At 66.5% G+C, this 21,641-nt stretch carries 23 protein-coding genes; 7 read left to right on the top strand and 16 right to left on the bottom strand.

Translation table 11 applies throughout. From position 1 onward, the window contains the following. Window positions 1–25: 25 nt before the first annotated feature. Genes BM396_RS03745 through BM396_RS03710 form a run of 8 tightly spaced genes read right to left on the bottom strand, consistent with a single transcriptional unit; the run spans window position 26 to window position 7,110 of the window. The gene (locus tag BM396_RS03745; protein WP_230365906.1) at window positions 26–1,258 is read right to left on the bottom strand and encodes a pyridoxal phosphate-dependent aminotransferase; all 1,233 of its coding nucleotides are present in this window, start codon (window positions 1,256–1,258) and stop codon (window positions 26–28) included. After that, the gene (locus BM396_RS03740; RefSeq protein WP_043378343.1) at window positions 1,255–1,953 is read right to left on the bottom strand and encodes a glycosyltransferase family 2 protein; all 699 of its coding nucleotides are present in this window, start codon (window positions 1,951–1,953) and stop codon (window positions 1,255–1,257) included. Before BM396_RS03740 ends, BM396_RS03745 begins: the two co-directional genes overlap by 4 nt. 3 nt (window positions 1,954–1,956) lie before the next feature. Then, window positions 1,957–3,009 carry a radical SAM protein gene (locus BM396_RS03735; RefSeq protein ID WP_043378338.1) on the bottom strand — a complete coding sequence of 351 codons (1,053 nt, stop codon included), beginning with the start codon at window positions 3,007–3,009 and terminating at the stop codon, window positions 1,957–1,959. Continuing rightward, window positions 3,006–4,364, bottom strand: coding sequence for an MptA/MptB family glycosyltransferase (locus BM396_RS03730; RefSeq protein WP_043378335.1), 1,359 nt, complete (start codon window positions 4,362–4,364; stop codon window positions 3,006–3,008). Before BM396_RS03730 ends, BM396_RS03735 begins: the two co-directional genes overlap by 4 nt. Further along, entirely contained in the window at window positions 4,361–5,104 is a 744-nt protein-coding gene (locus BM396_RS03725) for a TIGR04282 family arsenosugar biosynthesis glycosyltransferase (RefSeq protein ID WP_043378332.1), read from the bottom strand. The genes BM396_RS03730 and BM396_RS03725 overlap by 4 nt, the downstream gene beginning before the upstream one ends. 19 nt (window positions 5,105–5,123) lie before the next feature. Then, window positions 5,124–5,654: a hypothetical protein gene (locus BM396_RS03720; protein ID WP_043378331.1), complete on the bottom strand. Its 531-nt coding sequence runs from the start codon at window positions 5,652–5,654 to the stop codon at window positions 5,124–5,126. Further along, window positions 5,651–6,424, bottom strand: a complete 774-nt coding sequence (locus BM396_RS03715) for a molybdopterin-dependent oxidoreductase (RefSeq protein WP_043378328.1) — start codon at window positions 6,422–6,424, stop codon at window positions 5,651–5,653. Before BM396_RS03715 ends, BM396_RS03720 begins: the two co-directional genes overlap by 4 nt. Further along, a complete protein-coding gene (locus tag BM396_RS03710; RefSeq protein ID WP_051975891.1) occupies window positions 6,421–7,110 on the bottom strand; it encodes a cytochrome b/b6 domain-containing protein in 690 nt (229 codons plus the stop codon). Before BM396_RS03710 ends, BM396_RS03715 begins: the two co-directional genes overlap by 4 nt. 162 nt (window positions 7,111–7,272) lie before the next feature. Here BM396_RS03710 and BM396_RS03705 point away from each other — a divergent pair, with 162 nt between their 5' ends. Further along, on the top strand, window positions 7,273–8,259 hold the full coding sequence (locus BM396_RS03705) for an AraC family transcriptional regulator (RefSeq protein ID WP_043378325.1): 987 nt from the start codon (window positions 7,273–7,275) through the stop codon (window positions 8,257–8,259). Between the two features lie 485 nt (window positions 8,260–8,744). Further along, window positions 8,745–10,016 (top strand): glycosyltransferase, encoded by a 1,272-nt coding sequence (locus BM396_RS03700; RefSeq protein ID WP_043378323.1) that lies wholly within the window; start codon window positions 8,745–8,747, stop codon window positions 10,014–10,016. Window positions 10,017–10,104: 88 nt separating this feature from the next. Here BM396_RS03700 and tnpA read toward each other — a convergent pair whose 3' ends face one another. Next, the gene (tnpA, locus tag BM396_RS03695) at window positions 10,105–10,512 is read right to left on the bottom strand and encodes an IS200/IS605 family transposase (RefSeq protein WP_043378321.1); all 408 of its coding nucleotides are present in this window, start codon (window positions 10,510–10,512) and stop codon (window positions 10,105–10,107) included. On the opposite strand from tnpA, the gene BM396_RS03690 reads away from it, so the two are divergent. Then, window positions 10,465–11,622 (top strand): RNA-guided endonuclease InsQ/TnpB family protein, encoded by a 1,158-nt coding sequence (locus BM396_RS03690; protein WP_308445284.1) that lies wholly within the window; start codon window positions 10,465–10,467, stop codon window positions 11,620–11,622. The genes tnpA and BM396_RS03690 overlap by 48 nt on opposite strands. Before the next feature lie 806 nt (window positions 11,623–12,428). Next, window positions 12,429–14,996, top strand: a complete 2,568-nt coding sequence (locus BM396_RS03685; RefSeq protein ID WP_059408426.1) for a sensor domain-containing protein — start codon at window positions 12,429–12,431, stop codon at window positions 14,994–14,996. 66 nt (window positions 14,997–15,062) lie between these two features. Here the strand turns inward: BM396_RS03685 and BM396_RS03680 are convergent, their stop codons facing one another. Continuing rightward, window positions 15,063–15,395, bottom strand: a complete 333-nt coding sequence (locus tag BM396_RS03680; protein ID WP_043378319.1) for a hypothetical protein — start codon at window positions 15,393–15,395, stop codon at window positions 15,063–15,065. A gap of 226 nt (window positions 15,396–15,621) precedes the next feature. Here BM396_RS03680 and BM396_RS03675 point away from each other — a divergent pair, with 226 nt between their 5' ends. Beyond that, entirely contained in the window at window positions 15,622–16,497 is an 876-nt protein-coding gene (locus BM396_RS03675) for a cytochrome P460 family protein (RefSeq protein ID WP_051975888.1), read from the top strand. A gap of 36 nt (window positions 16,498–16,533) precedes the next feature. Beyond that, window positions 16,534–17,130 (top strand): cytochrome P460 family protein, encoded by a 597-nt coding sequence (locus BM396_RS03670; RefSeq protein WP_051975887.1) that lies wholly within the window; start codon window positions 16,534–16,536, stop codon window positions 17,128–17,130. A 473-nt stretch (window positions 17,131–17,603) separates the two neighbouring features. Here the strand turns inward: BM396_RS03670 and BM396_RS32075 are convergent, their stop codons facing one another. From BM396_RS32075 to BM396_RS03650, 5 genes are all read right to left on the bottom strand, one after another. After that, window positions 17,604–18,515 (bottom strand): helix-turn-helix domain-containing protein, encoded by a 912-nt coding sequence (locus BM396_RS32075; RefSeq protein WP_139239449.1) that lies wholly within the window; start codon window positions 18,513–18,515, stop codon window positions 17,604–17,606. Further along, window positions 18,512–18,652 (bottom strand): hypothetical protein, encoded by a 141-nt coding sequence (locus tag BM396_RS32610; protein ID WP_158713259.1) that lies wholly within the window; start codon window positions 18,650–18,652, stop codon window positions 18,512–18,514. Before BM396_RS32610 ends, BM396_RS32075 begins: the two co-directional genes overlap by 4 nt. A gap of 343 nt (window positions 18,653–18,995) precedes the next feature. Continuing rightward, the gene (locus BM396_RS03660; protein ID WP_043378316.1) at window positions 18,996–19,547 is read right to left on the bottom strand and encodes a carboxymuconolactone decarboxylase family protein; all 552 of its coding nucleotides are present in this window, start codon (window positions 19,545–19,547) and stop codon (window positions 18,996–18,998) included. Between the two features lie 45 nt (window positions 19,548–19,592). Next, window positions 19,593–20,120 (bottom strand): YkgB family protein, encoded by a 528-nt coding sequence (locus BM396_RS03655; RefSeq protein ID WP_043378313.1) that lies wholly within the window; start codon window positions 20,118–20,120, stop codon window positions 19,593–19,595. A 79-nt stretch (window positions 20,121–20,199) separates the two neighbouring features. Then, on the bottom strand, window positions 20,200–20,508 hold the full coding sequence (locus BM396_RS03650; RefSeq protein ID WP_043378310.1) for a hypothetical protein: 309 nt from the start codon (window positions 20,506–20,508) through the stop codon (window positions 20,200–20,202). A 168-nt stretch (window positions 20,509–20,676) separates the two neighbouring features. On the opposite strand from BM396_RS03650, the gene BM396_RS03645 reads away from it, so the two are divergent. Next, complete coding sequence (locus BM396_RS03645) at window positions 20,677–21,192, top strand: MarR family winged helix-turn-helix transcriptional regulator (RefSeq protein WP_081948528.1); 516 nt, start codon at window positions 20,677–20,679, stop codon at window positions 21,190–21,192. Between the two features lie 189 nt (window positions 21,193–21,381). Here the strand turns inward: BM396_RS03645 and BM396_RS03640 are convergent. Continuing rightward, a partial coding sequence (locus tag BM396_RS03640) for an integrase core domain-containing protein (RefSeq protein WP_139239448.1) occupies window positions 21,382–21,641 on the bottom strand: 260 nt, incomplete at its 5' end.

Here is a 21,641-nt window from a genome sequence, read left to right as displayed (position 1 = left end):
CTCCGGTCGCGTCCGATCTCGGCACTCATCGGCCGGCGCGCCGCTGCAGATGATCCCCGAGGATCCCGAGCGCCGCGCCGCTGCCGACGCGACCGAGGCCGAGGCGCAGGCGGTCCGTGGGGACCGGCGCCAGCGCCGAGTGCCACAACGCGGAGGGCAGCACGAGGACGCCGTCCTCGGACGCGAGAGCCTTCGAGAACTCGGTCGCACCCTCTCGCCCACGGAAGCGGGGGCAGGCGAAGGCGAGATTCGTCGGTTCTTCCGGATCGAACAGGTTCGGGTAGCGATCGAGCAGAGCACGCAGACGGTGGTGGTTGCGCCGCCCGATCGCGCGGGCGCGGCCGGTCAGGCGCTGCTCGGCCCGCAGCGCGACCTGCGCCAGGATCTCGCTCGGTCCGGCGAGGCAGCTCGACAGCAGGCTCTTGACCGCGAGGACGCGGTCGAGCGCCCCGCGGTCGCGACAGGCGGCCCAGCCGACGCGCAGGCCCGGAAGCCCGAAGCCCTTCGACAACCCGTTGATGGAGATCCCGCGCTCGTACACGTCGACGACGGGTGGGACGGCTCGGCCCGGGTCGAGGTCCGTCTGGCGATAGACCTCGTCGTTGACGAGCCAGAGCCCGTGTCGGCGACAGAGGTCGACCAGCCTCTCCAGAGTCGTTCGATCCAGCGACGCGCCGGTCGGGCTGTTGGGAAAATTCATCAGCACCAGCCGCGTGTTCGGCCGGATGGCGGCGACCAGCCCGTCGAGATCGAGGGTCCAGGCCGGTTCCGGTCGGAGGGCGACGCCATCGGCCGCGCACAGCCGCGACACGACGAGCTCCGAGGGTTGGTAGATCGGCACCACCACCACCGCGTGATCGGCCGGACCGAGCAGCGCACTCAGCACGCAGGCCACTGCTTCCTGCGCCCCTGCGCTGACCAGCACGTCGTCGGCAGCGAGCCGGCGGTAGCAGCCGGCGATCGTGGCGCGCAGCCAGGAGGCGCCGCGCGGGTCGGCGTAGCCGAGGTCGGCCCTCCGCCAGCGCCGACGATCCTCCGGGCCGGCAAGGCGCAGCAAGGCGGCGAGCGACAGCGGCTCCGAGTCCGAGGCGGCGAGGTCGTGATGCGCGCAGGCCGACCAGCGATCCAGGTACGCCGCCAGCGCGAACGACCCTGCGGGCGCGATCCCGTGGTCCGTATCGGGGCCGGGCGCCTCCGTCCGGGCGCCGGCCCAAAGGCCCGGTGCAGCGTCGTCCTTGAGCGCCATCGCCGGCCTCACGCGCGCCGCTCCGAGCCGGCGGCGACGCGCAGGTAGGTCGCGCCGATCCGAGCGGCGGCCCGCATCGTCCCACCGAGCGAACCCGCGACCTTCGAGGATCCGCCCAACCGGCGCCGGTAGGGCATAGGCACCTCGCGGATGCGCAGGCCGGCTCGCGCGGCCTGCATCTGCATCTCGATGTTCCAGCCGTAGGTCGGCTCGCGCAGGGCGAGGGCCCGCAGCACGGCGCGGTCGATGGCGCGGTAGGCGCACATGTCGGTGTATCGGACGCCGTAGCGTAGGCCGATGCCGAGGCCGGCGAGCCGGCCGGCGAGCACTTGGTGCCAGAGCATCGATCCGGGCTCGCGGCTGCCCAGCGTGCGCGAGGCGAGGACGAGGTCGTGGCGGCCGGCGAGCACCGGCCCGGCGATCCGGTCGATCAGGTCGCCGCGATCCGCGCCGTCGCCGTCGAGATAGACGATCACGCGCGAGGCCGGATCGGCCGCGGCCGCCCCGAGCGCGCAGGCCCGGCCGTAGCCGCGTCCGGCCTCGATCACCCGGGCGCCCGCGGCCCGGGCGACGTCCTGCGTCCCGTCGGTCGAGCCGCTGTCGGCGACGACGACGTCCGCCGCGTAGGCCGGCGGGATCTCGCGGATCACCGCGCCGATCGCTTCGGCCTCGTTCAGGGTCGGGATGACGATGCTGACCGGATGCATCGCTCAGAGACTCCAGCGCAGGCCGCAGTTCCGGCACGGGGCGGGCGGCACGTCGGAGAGGAGCGACGTCCGGAAGTCGCGATAGGCCGCGCCGTTCCAGATCTCCCGGAGCGTGGCCTGCGTGGCGTCGCCCAGCGTGTAGTTGGAATAGCCGCGCACCGAGAACGGCGCGATGCAGCAGGGCAGCGCCCGACCGTGGGCGGTGACGTACATCAGGGACCAGGGTCGCCGACAGGTGGCCCAGGCGCGGTCCTCCTGACGCTTCAGGCTGATTCCGGGCTCGGTCGCGCCCGAGGCGTCGAGCGTCACCCCTAGCGAACGGCCGATGGCCTCGGCCTCGGCGATGGCGGCGGCCTCCGCCGCCTGGGTGCTCTCGAACAGCGACAGGTCGGCGCGGGCCATACCGTACCCGGCCTCGTCGAAGACGAGGCGCTGCAGGTGCACCTCGGTCACGCCCATCTCGGCGGCGAGCCGCACGAAGGTCGGGAGCTGGTCCACGGTCTCCTTGAGGCCCGTGAGCCAGAGCGAGACCCGGGGGGTCGCGGCGCCGGTCGCCTTCTGGAACGCGACGAACTTGCCGACGTCGCGCACGATGCGGTCGAAGAAGTCCTTGCCCCGCACCCGGCGGTACGAGGCCCGGTCGGCGGCATCGAGGGAGACGCGCAGCTCGTCGAGCCCGGTATCGATCAGCTCCTGAAAGCGCCTCGGCTGCATCAGGGTGCCGTTGGTGTTGAACAGGACGTAGGTGCCGCGGTCCTTGAGGTAGCGGACCATCCGCGGCAGGTCCTTCACCAGCATCGGCTCGCCGACCCCGTGGAGCACGACCCGGGCGACGTCCGGAACCTGGTCGACGATCCGGCTGAACAGCGCCCAGCTCATGTCGGCCGGGGGCTCCAGGGTCTCGAAGGTGCGCGGGCAGGTCTCGCACAGCAGGTTGCAGCGGTTCGTGACCTCCAGATAGAGGCAGACCGGCGGCGCCAAGGCCTCGGAGGCGCGGTCGGGGCCGACCGCCTCGAAGTAGCGGCGCGGGTCCTTCACTGCGGCTGAGGCCGTCATGGTGCGGTTCCTTCCGGGAGAGCGGAGAGGGGTGCGGTGCAGGCCTGCCGCAGGGAGCGGGCGGCTAGGAAGAGGGCCGGGACGAAGACCAGCGACGGCCACAGGAAGCGGTCGTCGAACGGGTCGATCAGGAACAGGATCGGCGCCGAGCCGAGCCAGATCAGGGCCGGGGCCGGCGCGACCACCGCGGGCAGCGCCAGCCAGGGATAGTACCAAGCGTAGTGTGGGCTCGCCGCGCAGGTGGTGAGGGCTGCGAGGAGCCCGGCATCGCGGCACAGCGCGACCGCGTCGGGCGCGGTCTGCCGGTTCGGGCCGAAGGCGATCCGGAGCGCGAGGGCGGCGAGCGTCAGTCCGGCGCAGACCAGGTAGGTCCGCAGCAGGCTCGGGGGGCTGAGCCCGAGATGCCCGAGACCGGCGAGCAGCCAGTAGCCCACGCCGGTGTCGTAGCCCTCCTCGGCCCCGTAGCCGCCGGCGAAACCGAACACGTTCGGGCCGGCAGCGAGGTAGGGCAGGTACAGGACGGCGATCACGGCCACCCCGGCGAGCATAGGCCGCCACAGCCGGCCTCCACGGACGAAGGCGGGCGCGACCGCGACAGGCAGAACCTTCACCAGCGTCGCCGCGCCCAGGAGCGCGCCCGCGAGCCCGTACCGACGACGGGTGCGGGCCAGCAACGCGATGCCGAGGAGGCCGATCGCCACGGCATCGACGTGCCCGTCGCGCGCGAAGGACCACAGGGCCAGCGGATTCCAGGCGTAGATCAGGATGCGGGCCGAAGGCAAGCCGGCGCCGCGCAGAACCGCGAGCATGGCCAGCATGCCCAGGGCCTCGAAACCCAACATCGCCAGCTTCATCCCGGTGACGCTGTGCGATACCTGCCCGACGGCGGCGAAGACCAGCTGCGCCGCGGGCGGGTAAATCGTACGAGCGTAGTCCTTGCGGTTGATCAGCGGGTAGACCGCCGGGTCGCGCAGCCGCTCGAGGGCGGGGTCGGCCGGGATGTAGCGGTAGGGGTTGATTCCGGCGGCCTGGACCTGCCCGTCCCAGACGTAGCGGTAGATGTCGGTCGACAGGAACGGCAGCGCCGGCAGCAAAGCGGCCCGCAGCAGCACGGCGATGCCGAGGATCGTCCATAGGGCCGCGCGCGGCAGCCGCTCCCGCAACACGAGGCGCACGGCGAGGAGGTAGACCGCGAGGCCGACCGCGACCACGCCGATGAAGGCGTTGGATTGGGGCGCCGCGCCGACGGTGTCGGCGCCCGGCACCTGGATCGCCAGCGCGCCGACAGTGACGGCCAGAAGCAGGAGGCCGAGGGCCGCGAGCCGATGAGCGGGGCTGGCGAGAAGCCGGATCATGCCGGCACCAACTCCGACGCGCGCGCGAGCCGCGCCAGGACCGAGCGCGTCGCCGGGGCCGCGTAGCCGGTCCTGTCGGCGGCGAGCCGCGCGAGCGAGGCCGCGTCGTCGACGTCGTACCAGGGCTCCAGCTCGACGAGATCGAGGCCGATCTCGCGCGCCCGGGCGCGGGTCGCTTCGGCGACGGTGTCGGTGCTCCAGGCGATGTCGGCGAACAGGCGGGCATGGGCCTGCTTGAGGCCGAGGATGTAGTAGCCGCCGTCGTCGCAGGCGCCGAACACGCCCCGCTCGCCCGGTTCGAGCAGGATCCGGGCCGCCTGGATCAGGAGCCGCGTCGGCAGGGTCGGGATGTCGGAGCTCAGCACGCAGGCCGCCGCGTGACCGTGCGCCAGCATGCCCTGGACGGCCTGCAGCAGGCAACGGCCGAAGCCCTCGACCTGCGCCGCGGTTGTGACGCTTCCATCCGCCAGGACGAGGTCGGTTCCCCGCGCAAGATGGGGGATCACCAGAGCCTCCGCGCCCGGCGGCGCGAAAGCCGCGTAGGCGGCAATCGGCGCGGCGCGGGCCGCCTCTTGGATGTTGGCGGTCGTGTCGCGCAGGAAGGCGGCGCTCAGAGCCGCTGCGTCGTCGAGGGTCAGCGGCGGGCACAGCCGCGTCTTGGAGCGCCCGCTTCGCGGCGCTTTCGCCATCACCCCGATCGCGCAGGTGGGGGCCGGTCCGGAGGTCGGTCCTCGTGCCATGTAGAAGGCTCCCGCGTGGTCAATGGAAGGGGCGGACGATCCCGAGGCGGATCGTCTCGTCCGGCGGTATCTCGGTGGCGGAACCGGGCGTGAAGGTCGGCAGCGCGCGCAGGCGCTCGGGCGTCAGGCCCATGAGGGCGACGTGCTCGCCCAGGAGCGCCACCGCCTCCACCGGCACGGCCACGAGCCGGGACCCGAATCCGCTCCAGGCGACCGCTCGCAGGCCTAGCCAGCCCAGCCCCAACGCACCGTCGAGGCGCACGGCCATCTCGCCCGCGCCGTCGCCGCGGCGCACGAGCCCCGTGACGCGGCCGAGGACGGACTGGGACTCCTCCGGCCGGAGCAGGAGGCGGCCGGCGAGGTCGCCGACGCGCACCGGCTGCGGAAACCGGTCCGCCGCGCGACCCGCCATCTCGGGCGCGGTCATGCCGGGCTTCGGCATGTGGTCGGGGGCCGGGGAGGGGCCCGGCGTCTGCGCCTGCGCCGATGCGGAGAGCGCCAGCGTGAGCAGGCAGGTGCCGACGGCGCACCGGATCGCGCGGACGCTCATAGGCCTGCGAACCAGCCGAAGCCGCGGCTCTCCCAGTATCCGCCGGGGTAGGTGTTGGTGACTTCGATGACCGTGATCCACTTCGGATTCTTGTAGCCGAGCTTGACCGCCATGCGCAGGCGCAGCGGGTATCCATACGGGTCAGGCAATTCTTCGCGGGCGTATCTGGTCGCGAGCAGTGTCTGGGGGTGCAGCGCGGTCGCCATGTCGATGCTGCTCGGGTAGTCGTCCGCCGTCTTGAAGGCGACGTACTTGGCGGTGAGGTCGGCGCCGACGCGCTCCAGGAACGCCCGGAGCGGTACGCCCGACCACTGCCCGATGTAGTCCCAGCCCTCGACGCAGACGTGGCGAATGATGATCTCGCGCTCGGGCAGCTCCGCGATCCGGCGGCGCGTCCAGGGCCGCTTGTCGGAGATCAACCCGGCGAGTTCCAGCCGCCACGCGTCGCCGTCGATCGGCTTGACGTCCTCGACGTCGTAGTAGGCGTTGAAGCGCGGCGGCTTCAGCACCTGGGACCCCGGATACTCGGGCGCGAGCTTTCGGGGATCGAAAAGGGCGGCCTGGACGCCGTCGTTGAAGTCGGACATGGCACGGAGCGCCCGCCCGACCGCGCTCGTGTCCGTCACGTCGCAGCCGGTCAACATCGTGAGCGCGCCGAGCGACAGGCCGCCCCGCAGGAGGCCGCGACGCTCGATCCTCCGGACCAAAGCGCGGTGGTCGTCGAGGATGCCGGGATCCGGCACCTTGAGGGGGCGGAACGGCGACCTCATCGCGTCGCCTCCCGCGCCGTGGCAGGGAGGGCCGGGCGGCGTACGGGGCCGCCGGTCAGCATCGCCCACAGCGTTCGCGGCACGAGCAGGGACAGCACGACGTGAACGACGAGGAAGCCGACCAGCACCGCCATGCCGGCGAAGTGGACGAGGCGCGCGCCCTGGAACCCGCCGAGCAGCGCGACGAGCCCGGAGAACTGGACCGGCTTCCAGATGGCCAGGCCGCTGACGACCTGGCCGATGCCGGCCAGGATGGCGACGATGTAGAGGATCTTCTGGACGGCGTTGTAGGTCGTGAGGTCCTCGTGCGCGAGCTTGAGCCGCAACGTGTCGCGGACGGTCTGCACGATTTCGCGCGGACGGATCGGCAGGAGGCGCTCGCGCAGGCGCCCGGTCGCGACGCCGTAGACGAGATAGGCGGCGCCGTTGGCGACCAGCACCCACATGGCGGCGAAGTGCCAGAGCAGGCTCTCGGCCGCCCAGGATCCGATCCGGGCCGACTTGGGGAAATAGATGCCGTGGATGATGACGGAATCGTCGTAGATGCCCCAGCCGGACCCGATCAGCACCACCATCGCCGCGGCGTTCGTCCAGTGCATGACCCGTACCGGCCAGGGATGCAGCCGGCGAGGCACAGCTGTGGACTGCGTCGGCGCAGTTCCAGGGTTGCCTCTCAACACGGACATGAACCGTGATCGCGTGGAAGGACGTCGAGCATCCCAGCGTGGCTTATGCTGCGTGCGTGCTTCACGGGTGTGGTTTGTTGTATCATGCTACAACTCCTAATTCATTTCGTCTTCCGGCACGATATCGTTTAAATCCGTTGCGCTTTGATTCGGTCGGCACACATGTCAGATCATGTATTAGTCAAATTACTATCGACTTTGACGGTGAGGGTTCATGCCTTCGCATTCTGCGAGATTCAATCGGGGTGGCGATTGCGGAAGCAGGGCATCGCTGACGCCCTGCTCGTCCATTATGTCTTGTCAGGCACCGGGACTATCGTCGTCGGCGACCAGGAGCCCGTGGCCTTCGGGCCGAACAGCATGGTGATTCCGCCGCGCGGCGTTCCTCACTCCCTCGGTTTCGCCGGGGCCATGCACACGGTTACAGCTCGAGATGCGCTCAGGGTGCTTCCCGACGGCCTCGTCGCGCTGACGGCCGGCGACGGCAGTCGCGACATCCTCGTGGCTTGCGGCGCGATCTCGGCCAGTTACGCCGGCGCGCTCGGCCTCTTCGACCGCCTGCAGGGCGCATTGATCGAGGACCTGTCGGGCAACGACCGACTGCGGCACGCCTTCGCCTTCATGATCGAGGAGTTGGTCCAGCCCGGACTCGGCACGCAGGAGGTGACGAGCGCGCTGATGAGGCAGTGCCTCGCCATTCTGCTGCGGGTTCACCTGAAGGAGCGGGGTACCAGTTCGCCAATCTTCGCGGCGCTGCGGGATCCGCGGCTCATGCGCGCCGTCGCGGCGGTCCTCGACGCACCCGGCGCCTCCCACACGGTCGATAGTCTCGCTGCACTCTGCGGGATGAGCCGGTCCGCGTTCGCCGAGCGGTTCTCCGCCATCTTCGGCGAGGGGCCCATCGAGTACCTGCACCGGGTCCGCCTGCGCCTCGCGGCACAGTTGCTGACGACGTCGCCCATGCCCGTGAAGGTCATCGCCGCAAGTGTGGGCTACACCAGTCGAAGCTACTTCTCGCATGCCTTCAAGGCGGCCTACGGCGTCGATCCGAGCGCATACCGCGGTCGATGCGCGGACGCGGCCAAGGCCATCGAACCCGGATCCAACGCGACCTTCGACTCCGCACAGGATGTCACGGGCGAAGATTGAGCGCGCGCTGGCCTGGAGAACCGGCAGCCCATGCGACGACGACATCGAGCCTACCATCTTCGCGATTTCCCGCTCGATTTTGCGGATCGAAGGCAGGCATGGAAGCGGACTGGCGTGCGTTATCGTCCAAAACAGGTGCTGCGCCGCATATCCCGTGTCGACAATTTCAGATCGGTCGCAGTCCTATGGCGAGCGGCACCGTTGCGACGTGCGCGGCGGCCGCACGTGCATGAGGCGCCACATTCGAGGTGATCGCCTGACATGCGATGGAACAAGGCTTGTTTCACGTGCCGTCCGACCAGCGACGGACGCGGTGCGGCTTCCTGGTTCCCCCGCAGGAGCGAGTTCGCATCACCTTGGCCGAACTTCGCAACGCCGATTGCGAAGGCGCCAGCCGATACTTGCGGAACCGCTGGTAACGGACCGAGCGACACACGCGAAATAAATGTGACTAACCCTGATCGAGGATTGCGCCGGATGTCGGCATGAAAGTTTTGATTGCAGCCAGCCCCCTTACGGGCCACGTCAACCCCCTGTTGGCTGTGGGACGACTGCTGGCCAGGCGCGGCGACACCGTCTTGGTGGTGACCGATCCTTCGTTTCGGCAGAAGGTCGAATCTTCGGGTTTGCGCCTCACAGCTTACGAAGACAGGGGTGCGGCGACCTATCTGGAGCCGCACCTGCCGCCTGGACCGGTGCGGTGGACGCACGAATTCGAGCACCGCTTCATCGAACCGATGGCGACGCAAGCCGCGGTTCTGCGCGAGACGATCCGGACGGAGGCTCCGGATGTGATCGTGGCAGGCAGCCTGTTTCTTGGGATCTTGCCGCTTCTTCTCGATGCGACGACGTGCCGGCCTCCGATCATCGTACTCAACATCAGCTTTCTGTTCCTCGACCGTCCCGACGATGCGCCGGTCGGCATGGGGCTGCTCCCGGCCCGGGACGACATCGAGCGTGCTCGCTACGCCGCATTGAAGGTGGGTCTCGATGCCTCATTCGTCCGACCGGTTCGCGCCCTCACCGACGCCCGCCTGGCCCGGCTCGGCGCGCGACCTTTGCCAGCCTCGTTGACCCAATCGCTCGCGATACTGCCCGACGCATTCCTGCAGCCGAGCGTCCGCGAGTTCGAGTACGATTTCGGTACGTTTCCTCCAGGACTGCGTTTTGTCGGGCTGCTGCCGACCACGCCGATGGCGGTCGCGGTACCGGAATGGTGGCCGGATCTGGAGAGCGGCAAGAGCATCATCCTAGTGACACAAGGCACGCTCGCAAACGCTGATTTCAGCGAACTACTTGAGCCGACGCTCCAGGCGCTTGAGGGGCGCGACGATCTTCTCATCGTTGCAACAACTGGCGGGAGATCCGTAGAGGAGATACACTGTGAAATACCGGCTAATGGCCGGGTCGCCACCTTTCTGCCTTTCGACGTGCTTCTCCCCAAAATCGATCTCCTGGTAACCAACGGGGGCTACGGAAGCGTCTCACAAGCTCTCGCCGCTGGCGTTCCGATTGTCTCCGCCGGCTTGACCGAGGACAAGGCCGAGGTCGGAGCCCGGATCGAGTGGTCGGGCGTCGGCTTGAATCTTGCGACGAACCGCCCGACCGTGGACGCCTTGCGTTGGGCCGTCGAGAGGGTGCTCACGGAGCAGCGGTTTCGCGAACGTGCTCGTGTGATGGCACGGGCCTTCGCCGATCTGGACCCAGGGCGCGAGATCCTAGCTGCCATCGACGCTCTCACCCACGTGTCGGGGTAGAGTTTCGACTTTCGCTCTTAGCGGAACGCGCGCCAATCCCTCTTCTTTCAGGGAGAGGTTGTAGGCGCGCTCGCGGCGACAGCCGCGATCAGCGACCTTGGTTCTCGATGTACTGCTTCAGGATCGAGAGCGGGGCGCCGCCCACCGACCCGGCGAAGTAGCTCGGTGTCCACAGCACGCCTCGGCTCTTCCTGACAGACCAGAACGAGGCGATCTCGGGGAACTCCTTCTTCAGCAGGCGGCTCGACACTCCCTTCAAGCTGTTGACCAGTTCCGAGAGCCGAACCTTCGGCGGATAGAACACCAGCAGGTGAACGTGGTCCCGCTCGCCGTTGAACTCGCGCAACTCGACCTCGAAGTCCGCACACACGCTGGCGAAGATCGCTTGGAGCCGGTCGAGGTGCGCACGGGTCAGCACCTTGCCCCGCCGCTTCGTCGTGAACACTAGGTGGGCGTGCAGGGTGAAGACGACGTGCCGCCCGGTGCGAAGCTCCATAGACCAAACCGTCTCGATGCCCTATGTCAAGGGCGTGACCACCCTTACAGACCAAACGGTTCTGAAGACCTTCAGCTTCCGCGTCAAGGACGCGACGAGCGGCTGATCGCGCTCGGCGATGCGGTCAATACGGTCTGGAACTACTTTAACGAGATCAGCATGCGCTCGGCACAGCGTGGTCCGATCTGGGCGGCCAAGAAGCAGCTTCGCGTTCTGACCAAGGGCAGTGGCAAGCTGCTCGGCCTTCCGTCGCAGGTCGTGCAAGAGATGATCAACCAGTACGTCATAAAACGGAAGGCTGCGCGCCGTCCGAAGCTTCGCTGGCGTGCGAGCCGTGGGCCCAGGCGGGCGCTCGGGTGGGTGCCGTTCACGAACCAAGACATCGCCCTCGACGGAACAACCGTGCTCCTGCGTGGCCAGCGCTTCCGCCTGTGGCTGCACCGCGCCGTCGAGGGGCGGATCAAGTCGGGCAACTTCAGCCAAGACGCGCGCGGCCGTTGGTACTGCAACCTCGTGTGCGAGGTGCCCCGTTCGCAGGGGCGCGGGCGCGATGACATCGGCGTCGATCTCGGGCTCAAGTCCGTCGCCAAGTGCTCGGACGGCACAGGACTTGAGCAGGCGCAGTTCTATCGCTGCCTCGAACCCAAGCTCGCCGAAGCGCAGCGCAAGAGGCGCAAGCGGCAGGTCAAATCGATTCACGCCAAGATCGCCAATCGGCGGAAGGATGTGCTTCACAAATTCTCTCGGGCGCTCGTGGATCGCGCCCGCAAGATCACGGTCGGCGACGTGTCGGCCTCGGCTATGACGAAGACCCGGATGGCGAAGAGCGTGCTCGACGCCGGATGGTCTACGCTACGCGGCATGCTCCGGTACAAATGCGATCACGCAGGGGTCGCCTACGCCGAGGTGAACGAAGCCAACACGACACGGACCTGTTCGTTCTGTGGGCGCCTCAGTGGACCCACGGGGCTGGCCGGTCTCAGCATCAGGCGGTGGACGTGCGGCGAGTGCGGATCAGAACATGAGCGCGACCAGAATGCCGCGCGGAATATCGCTCGTCTCGGATGTGAGACGCCGTGCCCGTCCGGGCATGGAAGCCCCGGCTTTTAAGTCGGGGAGACATCACGAAGGTGCATCATGACAGCGCGATGACGCCTTCACATAACGTCATGCAGGTGATCGAGAGCCCGTTCGATTCCTCGCACCGGTCGAAAAGCGCCGTCGGTTGGATCTGCAGCCCCGAATGTGGCGTGCACGATCGATGCACCTTCCACGCCTGACGTCGACGAACGGAAATCGGGACGGCCGCGCTGTCCCGATCCGGGCGGGCGAGCGGGAAAGAGCTTTCGGACGCTGTGAAGGCCGGGCAAGGACTGCACGGCTATCCAGAGTGTAAATCATCAAGATTCATGTTCCGCGTTCCGGTTTCAAACGTCGAATGTCTGTAACAGACCCGTGTTCAGGAGCTCCAGGTGCGGATTTTCGCACGCACGCATGACTTGAGAGATATCGCTAGCCGGCTTATCGCTGCGGTTTTTGTCACCGATCCAATCGGTTATTCAGAAATATTTAGCGAATTCGGCCAACGGTCATTCGCCCGCATCCGCCAGAACGCTCTTCGCGCCATGTCGCCTCAGACCAAGCAACGACCGCCTGGACTCGCGGGCAGTGCTGCCCACATCCTGAGCCAACGTTGGCATGCCGCTCGGAAGCCGGGTATGGCGTTGCCGCCTTACGAAGAGATCGCTCTCGGCTCGCTCGGTCGTTTCGCCGATGGCACGGTGCTGGTGCGCCTCGACGGGCCAGATCTCGTCCACCTGCAAACGGCATCAGCCGTCGCTACATGGCTCGAAGGGACGCCCCGTCATGCCGCCGGACACCAGCGGAGCGACTGCGCGCGGCTCTTGGATCAAATCGTGCGACGCGCCCTCCGGACCGGCCAGCCAGAGCGGCAGGTTGCAAGCCGCGTCGAGAACGGCATCGTCGAGGTTCACGAGATCCTCGCGTTGCCCCTGCACACGCACTGGGGCTTCCCGGTCGCCCTCGTCCACGTCAGCGAACCCCAGACCCGATCCAGTCTCATCGAACAAGTCTACCAGTCGACCCGGGAAGGGGTTCTCGCCCTCGCGCCCGTGCGCGACGCGGACGGACAGCTGTGTGATCTGCAGATCGTCACCCTGAACGCCGGCGCCGCGCAGCTGATGCGCCGGTCGTTGGACAGCCTGTTGTGGCAGCATCTTTCCGAAGTCTACATGGGTCATCACGCGCAGGAGATCACAGCTCGCCTGTTCCGTGTCGTCGAGAACGGCGGAAGCGACAATTTCGAGCTGGAATTCATCGGGGACGATGCGGAATCCTACCTCAAGATCGCCGTAGCCCCACTCGGCGACCTGCTCGTAGTCACCCTCGTCGACATCACGGAGCTGCGCACCCGCGAAGCCTCCTTCCGGATGTTGTTCGAGGCCAACCCGGTTCCGATGTGGGTCTTGGACGCCGGATCCTTGCGCTTCCTCGACGTCAACACCGCCGCCGTCGAGCACTACGGCTACAGCCGCGACCGCTTCCTGGCGATGACAGCCCACGACATCCGACCGGAGGCGGACCGTGCCGAACTGCAGATCGTCTTCGCGAACCGGACGAAGCCCTACGATGGCGAGCGGATCTGGCGTCATTGCAAGGCGGATGGATCGGTGATCCAGATCCTGCCTTACGTGCGTCCGCTCATGCTGCGGGGCCGGCCGGCCGTGCTCGCTGCGAGCATCGACGTCACCGAGCGCCAGCTCGCCGAGGCGGAACTGCGCCGCACGCGCAGCTTCCTCGACACGGTGATCGAGAACATCCCCGCGATGCTCTACGTGCAGGATGCGGTTGATCACCGCCTCCTGCTCGTCAACCGTGCCTGCGAGGCCCTGCTCGGCGTGCCGCGCGACGAACTGATCGGAGGGCCGTCGCATGCTCTGTTTCAGCACACGACGGCCCGGGCCGTGCTGGATCAGGACGCGGCGCTGTTTCGCGCCAGCGGTCGGGACGCGATCGTCGAGGAGCGTCAATTCGAGACGCGCGGCAACGGTACGCGCCTCCTGCACGTCAAGAAGCTCGCCGTGAGCGACGAGGAAGGGCGACCGCAGTACCTGCTCGGGATCGCCGAGGACGTGACGGAGCGCCGCGCCGTTGAGGCGCGGATCGCTCACATGGCACACCACGACCCGCTCACCGACCTGCCGAACCGTGCCTGCTTCCGCGAACGTCTGAGCGACGCGCTCGAGCGACAGCATCGTCATGCCGAGCCGGCGGCCGTGCTCTGCCTCGATCTCGACGGGTTCAAGGCAGTCAACGACACGCTGGGACACGCAGCCGGCGACGCGCTGCTGCGCGCGGTGGCGGATCGCCTCCGGCACTGCGTGCGCGAGGAGGACTTGGTCGCCCGCTTCGGCGGTGACGAGTTCGCCATCCTGCAGGCGAGCGCGCCGTCGCCTGAAGCTGCGGGCCAGCTCGCCGCGCGCCTGGTCGAGTGCTTGGCGCAGCCGTTCTCCATCATCGGTCAGAAGGTGGTGATCGGAGCGAGCCTCGGTATCGCGATGCTGCCGGGCGACGGGACCACGCCGGACCTTCTGCTCAACAACGCCGACCTCGCGCTGTATCAGGCCAAAGCGGAGCGACGCGGCACGTTCCGGTTCTTCGAGCCGGAGATGAACGCCCGCATCCAGGCGCGTCGTACGCTGGAGCGCGAGCTGCGCGAGGCGCTGAACACCGGCGCCTTGGAGCTGTTCTACCAGCCGCTCCTGAACCTGCGGGAGAACCGCATCAACGCCTGCGAGGCGCTGCTGCGCTGGCGCCATCCCGAGCGTGGCTTCGTCTCGCCGGCCGAGTTCATCCCGATCGCCGAGGAGACCGGCCTGATCGCGCCGATCGGCGAATGGGTCCTGCGCGAAGCGTGCCGGGAGGCGGCAACCTGGCCGGGCGAGATCAAGGTCGCGGTCAATCTCTCGCCCGTGCAGTTCCGTCAGCAGAGCCTCGTCCCGGCCGTCGTGTCGGCCCTGGCGAACGCCGGGCTCGATCCCAGCCGACTGGAGCTGGAGATCACGGAGTCGGTGCTGCTCGCCGACAGCGACGCCAACCTGGCGGTCCTACACCGGCTGCGCAACCTCGGCGTGCGCATCGCCATGGACGATTTCGGGACGGGCTACTCCTCCTTGAGCTATCTCCGGACGTTTCCCTTCGACAAGATCAAGATCGATCAGTCCTTTGTGCGCGAGCTCGGTGTCAACCGCCACTGCGCGGCGATCGTGCGGGCGGTGGCCGGACTCGGTGCCGATCTGGGCATCACGACAGTGGCCGAAGGTGTCGAGACCGCGGCGCAGCGCGATCACCTGCAGCATGAGGGTTGCGACGAGATGCAGGGCTACCTGTTCAGCCGTCCGCTGCCGGTCGCCGATCTGCGGCAGCTGATCGCGGCGACTGAACAGGCCGCGCGAGCCGCCTGACGATCGCGCGCGCAACCCGGTTCGGACGAGGGCCGCATATGAACCTGCAGCCTCGTCGCACGTCGCTCAGGCTGTGCGCACGCGTTCAGGAAAGGCTGGTATCGCGCTCCGCGGGATGTGAGAGCCCTGATTCGCTGCCCGGCGTCCGCTCGCACCGCGCCCGCTCGGACCCCCGTTGGAGGCGGCCGCCGCTCGCATCGTCCCGATGCGCCCGGCGATGGTCTGCTCGGCCGCACTCGCGATGGCACGGGCGATCTCCTGGCCGACCTGATCCTGGTCGTCGGCGGCAGCGGCGACGGCGCGCGCCGTGCCACTCGACTGCGCGATCGTCGCCGCGATACCGCCGACCGCGTCCGTTGTGCTTTGCGCTGCGGCATGGATCGCGTCGACCTGACCCATGCTCCGGATCGTGAACGTCGCCTCTTTTTCGTGAACGCAATCGCGCGTCGGCGCGGGCACCCTTACGCGTCGCCTGCGAACCGGGCGTGATCTTGCAGAGGGCTGGTCGTGTGCCTCATATCTCGGGCTGGCCCGGCAACCGGCCAGGAACACGCGCGCGTGCCGAACCGTCGAGCTTCGCCCTGACGCGCCGTTCGGGCCATGCCGCAATCCGGAGGATCCGAAAATGTTCTTCATGTCTCGTCATCGCTGGACGCTGCTTCGGACGGCCGGGGCTGTCGCCCTGATGGTCGGCTGTGGCGGGATCCAGAGCTCCGAGGCGCAGACCACGCCGCCGCCCGCGGCCGGTACGGCGCGGTCGGGGCAAGTACCGCCGCCCCAGCCGAGCGGCGAACCGCAGCCCCGACAGACCCAGTCGCAGGAGCGCACCCCGGAGCAGCTTAGGCAGACGCCACCCCCGCAGCAAAGCGGCGCAGCCCGGCAGAACCAGCCGCAGGAGCGGGCTGCGGCCGCGGCCGAATCCGGTCGTCCGCCGGCCCAGCCGTACACGGTCGACGGCAGGCGGACCCCGTACGTCGCCGAGTACCTGCCGGACGGCCGGCTGGTGCGCCCGATCGGCTGGCGCGAGTGGCCGTTCATCGGCACGCCGCTGACGCCGAACCGGCTCAACCTACCGGAGGCGCCATTCCCGGAGTTTCACATCGTCTATGTCGAGCCGACTGCTTGGGAGCACTTCAAACGGACGGGAGAGTTCCGCGAAGGTACTGTGATCGTCAAGGAGCTCGTGCGCCAGCAGATCAACAGCACGACGGACCCGGCAAACGGCGCGATCACGGAATCGAGCGGCAAAGGCTATTTCATGGCAGAGTATGCCGGTCTCGAGGCGGCTGTGAAGGACTCGCGTCGCTTCGCGAACGAACCGGGTCAATGGGCCTACTTCTCCTTCGGTCACGTGCCCGAGGCACAATACGCCTCGGCGACCGAGGTAAAGGCCGTCGAGACCTGCAATGCCTGCCATGCTGCAAACGCCGGCCGGGATTTCGTATTCATTCAGCACTACCCGGTGCTGCGTGGCTTGCTGGAGCGCGTCGGCAAGAACTAGGGGCCCAAGCGCTCGGCGTTGTCAGTGGAGGATCATATGTTCCGTCGCCGTCTTCCCTCGGCTACTCTTCTTCTAACCTGCGGAGCGACGCTCGCCGCGGCGACAGGCTTGCTCGCCCAACAGGTACGGTCCGCGAACGTTGCAGAAACCCCGAGGGCGTCGGTTGGGCTGGTCGACGTCGCCGGCACCATGCGTCTACCTCTCGACTATCGAGCGGCTTACCAGTTCCTCGGCACCTGGGCTGTCGCCTCCGATACCGTGCCAGGCTCGAAGGAGATGCATACGGTCTACGTCTCTCCGGGCGCGATCGACGAGTATCGAGCCAACGGCCGGTTCAAAAATGGCACCGTCTTGGTGAAGGAGGTGTTCAACGCCGAGAGCGAGGACATGACCACCGGCCGGGTGAGTCGGGCCGCCGGTCTAGCCGGTTGGTTCATGATGGTGAAAGACGATCGCGGCAGCTACCCGGGCAATCCGCTTTGGGGTGACGGGTGGGGCTGGGCATGGTTCGACAAAGGGAGCCCGGACAAGACCAAGACGCTCGACTATCGCCAGGAATGTCTGGGCTGCCACACCCCGGCGCAAGCCACCGACTGGCTGTACGTCAAAGGTTACCCAGTCCTTGCCCGCTGAGGCCACGCTGCTGCTCGATCAAGCTGGATGGCACATCACGACGAAGCTCGCGGTTGTTGTCATCATCCTAGCGCCATTGCCCTCGACCTCTGCTGCGACGCCTGCAACGGGCTCGTCGACTGATCCCCGCGCATCACCTCCATCAGCCTGAGCGAATGGGCCAGGCGCTCTGTTCACTAAGAGGTCCGAACAACCTGCCGCCGCGTGATCTCGTAAGTTTCATCTTTCTTATTTATTGGCAGGGGGCATTTATTGTCTTCGATTGATAAAACAAAAAATATCTAGTTAATGTATATCATAATTACAATATCGATATATCACGGGACAAAAGTAATTATTTAATGTATCAAATTAACTAAAGCAATATGCAATACTCGTTGCTGGAATTTATCCAGACGTGCATGCAAAGTCCTCTCCGAAAAAATTGAGAATCCTGCTGCAGCCGTCGCTTCGGTGTGGAGTGTCAGAAAAATTCACGAGAGCCGCTCCCGTCGATATGCACTCGGCGTACAACCAATCTGCTTGCGAAACCTGGTCGCGAAGTGCTGCGAGGAGTGGAATCCGCACGCAAAGGCGACCTCGGTGATCGAGCGGCGCGGATCGAGCAGCATTTCGCACGCGCGTTCGATACGACGGCGCATGAGCCAACGGTGGGGAGGCAAACCCGTTGCCTTGGCAACAAGAGTCGTGAGCTTGCGTGGAGATAGCTGCGCCGCGCGAGCCACGTCCACCAGCCTGATATCGTCGGCCCAACGCGATTCCATGTACTCGATCGCCCTTCCGACGGCGGGATCGAAACGGCTACGGCGCGGACCGAGGGATTCCCAACGGACTGCGCCGTTCATGGACGAGTGCTGCCGAAGAAGATGGACCGCAACCTCCAGTCCCAACGTATCGATGCGAAGACGCGATAAAGGTCGAGCCATGCGCATTTCAGCCAGCATCTCGACTTCAAGGCGACGAAGTTGCCAGTCAGGAACGGCTCTGGGGTCAATCGATCCTGTTGGCGCAGCAGACGAAACTGAATCCCCGGACTCGACTATATCGCCAAGCGACGGTTCAGGTACGTAGATATTCAGGGTGCGAAATCCGCCGATCGGAAGCCGCGGGTGTTCATCTAGACACACCAAGTAAATGCTACTTAGTGATTTTTGAGTATGAAATTGATAATTATCGTCTTGCAAAATGTCGCAGTCGAATGTGCAGAACCGAAGTGTCAAGTCATGGTGCTCGCGGTTCGGCTCGGCCCAAGGCTTCCAAGCCTCATCGTCGTTGCGCGTCTGGAACGCCACGGATTCGGTGTACTCTGCTCGTCCCTTCGGCCGCTTGACTGGTTGGCTATCCCGGCCTTGTGCCAAAAGGGCGATGATCGCCGGCGTGTTCACGAGCAGTCCCCCCTCCGATCCGGGCGCCCATAGTTCAGCGCACGCGGCACGAAGCCGAGCGCCTGTTCGACGTCGGCGAGCACCACCTTCGAAGCTCCGGAGCAGAGGTCGGTAGTATGGACGGTGAACTGGATCATAACGGGGTCTTCCGGCGATCTTGGGCGGGGGCGTGGATCGCCCGGAACGGCCGCTAGTGCACAGACGCCAACGAACGCACCACGTGCCTGTCCGTTAACTTGCTGCTATCGATGCGAAAACGGCGCTGCCTTGTGTACGCTTTGTCGGCGTCAGAGCACTAGCTGGACCTCGTCATACGATCGGAGAACGCAGCGCGTCGGGCTGGAGCGCTCTCCGCCGAAATGAATGACGGTCCGGTTAAAGAGAGTGCGTCGAAACGGAGCTCATGCGCCCCACGGCGGTGATCCGCACTCCCACGACGGAGCCAGAGCCCATGTGCCGAGGCTCCGGCTCCGCTCGACGTCAGCCCGCGATGCGCGTGGCAGGCCCGATATGCGGGAAGTCGACCTCGGTCTTGAACACCTCGTTGACGTAGTTGGTCAGCACGTTGACCGCGACATGAAGCACGATCTCGACGATCTGCGCGTCCGTGTAACCGACCCTGCGCAAAGCCGCGAGGTCGTCCTCAGCGACATCGGCGCGGGTGACCGCGATCTTGCGGGCGAAGTTGACCGCCACATCCGCGCGGGCGTCGGTCGAGCGGCCTGTGCGGTTGGCCGCGATCTCCGCCTCATCCAGCTTGCGGTGCTTGGCGAGCGCCGTGTGGGCGGCGTTGCAGTAGTCGCAGCCGTTGACGTTCGCAATGGCCAGCGCGATGCGCTCGCGCGTCGCGGGATCGAGCGTACCCCGTGCGAGAGCACCGGAGAAGGCCAGCACGCCTTCCAGGCCGGCCGAGCTCTGCGCGAGGACCTTGTGAAGGTTCGGTACGACACCGAGCTGCGTTCTCACACCCTCAAGCAGATCTTTGACGCTACCGGTCGCCGTGACCGGGTCGATGGAAGCGATGCGTTGCATGGTGGGTCTCCTCATTAATGGTCGGTATCCGAGGCCGGCGACAAATCAGTCGCGACGGTGACGGATCGCCTTGAGCGAGTCGGCGGCAATCCAAAGCGAAATGGCGAGCAGGCCGACATCCTTGAGGAGGAACTGACCGATCGACACCGAGATGGCGGGGAAGCCGAGCTCCGGCGCGGCGACACCGGGCGTCGACGCCATAAAGCTCAGGGTCGTGACGAAGAGGCCGGCCGACAGGAGACCGCCGAGCGCGGAGAGCTTGGGGTTGACGAGCCGCGCGGCGACGAGGGCGCCGATGCTGAGTTCGAGCACGCCGAGGAAAGCCGAGAAGCCACGCACGCTGAAGATGCTGTAGAACCAGCTCAACAGCGGGCTGTTGCCGACCAGCGGAACCAGTCCTTCCGCTTCATAGGCTGTAAACTTCATTCCCCCGAACCAAGCGTAGATGACGGCGAGCGAACCGTAGAGCGCCGCTCGGGTCAGGTGATCCCCGTACCGCTCGATCGCAGTCAAAGCCGGACCGACTTCGACAAAGGCGCCGCTTCGGCCGGAAACAAGAGAGTGATTGGACATGGGAATCGAGCTTTCTATTGCGAAGTTGTGCCGGCGGAGACGAGATGCACCTTCGCCGTCCAGGAGAGGGTACGACGCATCACCGCGCCGGAACTTCAAAGCGGGCGCCCCGGACGTCGATGGCTCGCGTCGGGTTCCGAGCCGTCGATGCCGTGGTCGCAGGCTGTCCGGAAGAGGCGGTGTAGGCGGTGGTCCGACCGTTGCTGCGCAACGGGGCAGGGCCCGCGCCGTTCGGGGCGGCGGGCGTGATCTCCCGGGGGTCGATCTCCGGCGCGACGAATTCGTGGCCCCAGGCGGTGAAGGTGCGGCTCTGCTGGGCCGCGGCCGGCAGCGTGGTGGCGGTCAAGGCAAACGCGACCGTGAACGCTGACATCGTGCGCATGAACATCTTGGATCTCCGTCGAGCCTGAGCGGGTCTCTGCCGCGATTGATTCGAGGCGGCGAATGGCGCCGCTCGTTGAACAAGTTTTATATAAAACCATTTTCGTCCGCGGCACGTGCGCCGGCGCACATGATGTGATATCAAACTTCTTGGAGGTCCGGCTCGGCGGCTCGCATGAGCGCTCGCTCGATCTATATCCTAGAACCAGCTTCCGTTTGGAACCACGACGTGCCCTCGTCCTTCAAGCTGACCCCCGTCGCGGCTGCAGCCATCGAGCAGGCATGCATCTGCGTCGCCGTCCAGCGCGCCGCCCGCGTGATCGGGCGCGAGTTCGACGCGGCGTTCCGAGCCGTCGGTCTTTCGAACTGGCAGTTCACACTTCTCACCGTGCTCGCCTGTGCTGACGGACCGACGATGCGTGAATTGGCCGATGAGCTTGCCCTCGATAAAAGCACGCTCACGGCCAACATCAAGCTGCTCGAGCGGCGTGGGTTGATCACGATCGAACCCGATCCGGACGATCGGCGTGCCCGGCGCGTTCACCTAACAGAGGTGGGCCGTGCCCGTCTCGACGAAACCGTTCCACTGTGGGAGCACATGCAGGCGGAGTGTTTGGCTCGTCTCGGCGAGGCAAATGCGGGCTCGCTTCGCCGAGCATTGGCGAAGTTGGCGGACCGTGATCAAGTCTGAACCCAAGTAGGCCGTCCGTATGGTCGTTGTCGATACTTGCATGAGTCGGGCTGTACGCGTCGAGAAGCTGACACGCTTGTCCCGCGGCGATGGCTGCGACCAGCTCCCCGAAGCGTGTCCGTCGTCAGATGATTTGAGACGAGTCGGGAAGCTCAGGAACGGAGGCTCTGGTCCATCTGGATTGAGAGGTTAGGCAGCCTGCGCGTGATGGCGCAAGCGGCGGTCCATGAGGGTCTGGCGTTTGATCTGCGCCCGTTCACGCAAGATGGCCTCTCCGCGACCGAAGTAGACGTCGGCAGGGGTGAGGTTGCCCAGGCTCTCGTGAGCCCGAACATGGTTGTAGTGCTCCACGAAGGCGGCCACACGCGCCTCGAGTTCGCCGGGCAGGTAGGCATGTTCGAGCAGGATGCGGTTCTTGAGCGTCTGGTGCCAGCGCTCGATCTTGCCCT

Origin of the sequence: Methylobacterium sp. UNCCL125 (assembly GCF_900116795.1) — a bacterium.
In the GTDB taxonomy this organism is placed as follows: Bacteria; Pseudomonadota; Alphaproteobacteria; order Rhizobiales; family Beijerinckiaceae; genus Methylobacterium; species Methylobacterium fujisawaense.
This window is presented reverse-complemented; position numbering and strand designations above follow the sequence as displayed.